Here is a 1744-nt window from a genome sequence, read left to right as displayed (position 1 = left end):
ACCTCCATAGGTGGCTACTATCAAAATGGATATCTTCTCTATCGCCTAAAAGATATCATATGAAGGTTAAGCCTTTATGGGGTCTATGTGAGGTTTGTTTATATTTATGTAAAGTTTGTTTGCACGATGTAAAACGCTATACTTTAATTTACCGGATGGATGATATGATCATATTCTTCATTAATCGTCTCACGAATCTCCTTGATTTCACAAAAAAGTGGTTCTGCCATCGGAAGCAATACTTCATAAACGGTACTACCAACAATACCTTTATATTCATTCTTAATCGTTTCCATGACCTTTTCCAGTTCCATGGAACTTCTATAAGGTCGGTCTTCTGAGAGTGCCGAAAAAATATCTGCGTATATAATAATCTGAATCTCTATGCCGATATTTTGTGCCTTCGTCTTCTTCGGGTATCCGGAATTATCCAATTTTTCATGGTGGGAACCTGCCCACATCGCTAGTTCTTCGATACCTTTTACATGTTTTAATATTTCATACGTATAATAGGGATGCGTCTTCATGATGTTAAACTCTTCCTTGGTTAGAGATGTGGGTTTTTCCAATATCTCTGTAGGAATGGCTATCTTGCCAAAGTCATGCATATAGGCTGCTAATTTAATACCGGAGCATACCTTATCTTCCAAATTCATTTGTTTTGCCAACCTGAATGCAACATGAGCTACGCGAGCAGAATGTGCTGCTGTATATCGTGATTTGTAATCGATTACTTTGCTTAAGGTTGCAACAAGATCGTTGACCGTCTCAATATTATTCTTAATAGAAAAGCACTCAAAATCAACCTTTTCCAGAAGGTCATGCATACTCATATAATCAATATCAAACCAGAATTGTTCTTTTTCGGCCAAGTCTAGAAAAACTCTAAATATTCTCTCATCAAACAAACTACCCTTTAACTCACTAAGGGTAGTTATAACATATACTTTTTGGTTCAGTGCTAGCTCATCCGTTTTCAAAAGTATTTCAATTCGGTCCGCCAAATGTAAAATAAAAGATTCATAGGGCACCGCCAGTTCATCATTGATGGCTTTATCGGATGCTTTTACATGATGATGGCGAATGATTTTACTCATGTGTTCAAAAGGTGTAAAAGAAGAAATAATGCCTGCACCTAATCGTTCATGTGCTTCCGGATTTACAACATCTAGTTCTTTGAGTTCAAAGCTATCTTTTACCGTTAATGCACCAATATCATGAAGGCTACATGCCAATATTAGATTGGATTGTTGAAAGCTATTCAATCCACAAGCCTCACCTAGGTAGTAGGCGATAATGGCTACACGCCTATGATGATGTTTTAGAATCGGGTTGACCACATCAATCGCATTAATAAACGCGGACATGACATCGAACATCTTAAGATCATAAATCATAACGACCTCCTTGTATCACGCACCAAGTTTATGGTGTTTCTTATCATTATTATACATTTTTTACACCAAAATATATATAGAAATGAAAAAACTTGTAAAAAAATGCATCACTTCTTTATTCAAGTATGTGATGCATTTTATCGCTATTTTTATTCTAGCCTCCATAGATGGATACTATAAAAATGGATATCTTCTCTATCAATTAAAAACCTATTGTTGAAAGAGGGTGTATTAAATGTTAATCTTAAAAAGGTACTACTTAATTCTTCTTAAATCACTAAAGCATATAGGATTTTTAAGTTAGCGTGAAATTTTGGTAATAGTTATGTGCAGGCAATAATAATTGA

1 protein-coding gene is annotated in these 1744 nt (G+C 35.1%); it reads right to left on the bottom strand.

Going from position 1 to position 1744, the window contains the following annotated elements:
• Positions 1–143 precede the first annotated feature (143 nt).
• A complete protein-coding gene (locus tag P0N36_RS15195) occupies positions 144–1397 on the bottom strand; it encodes an HD-GYP domain-containing protein (protein ID WP_275843729.1) in 1254 nt (417 codons plus the stop codon).
• Positions 1398–1744: the final 347 nt, after the last annotated feature.

The organism is Petrocella sp. FN5 (genome assembly GCF_029210395.1).
In the GTDB taxonomy this organism is placed as follows: domain Bacteria; phylum Bacillota; class Clostridia; order Lachnospirales; family Vallitaleaceae; genus Petrocella.
The sequence above is the reverse complement of the archived record's forward strand: the minus strand, read 5'-3'. Positions and strand labels throughout refer to the sequence as shown.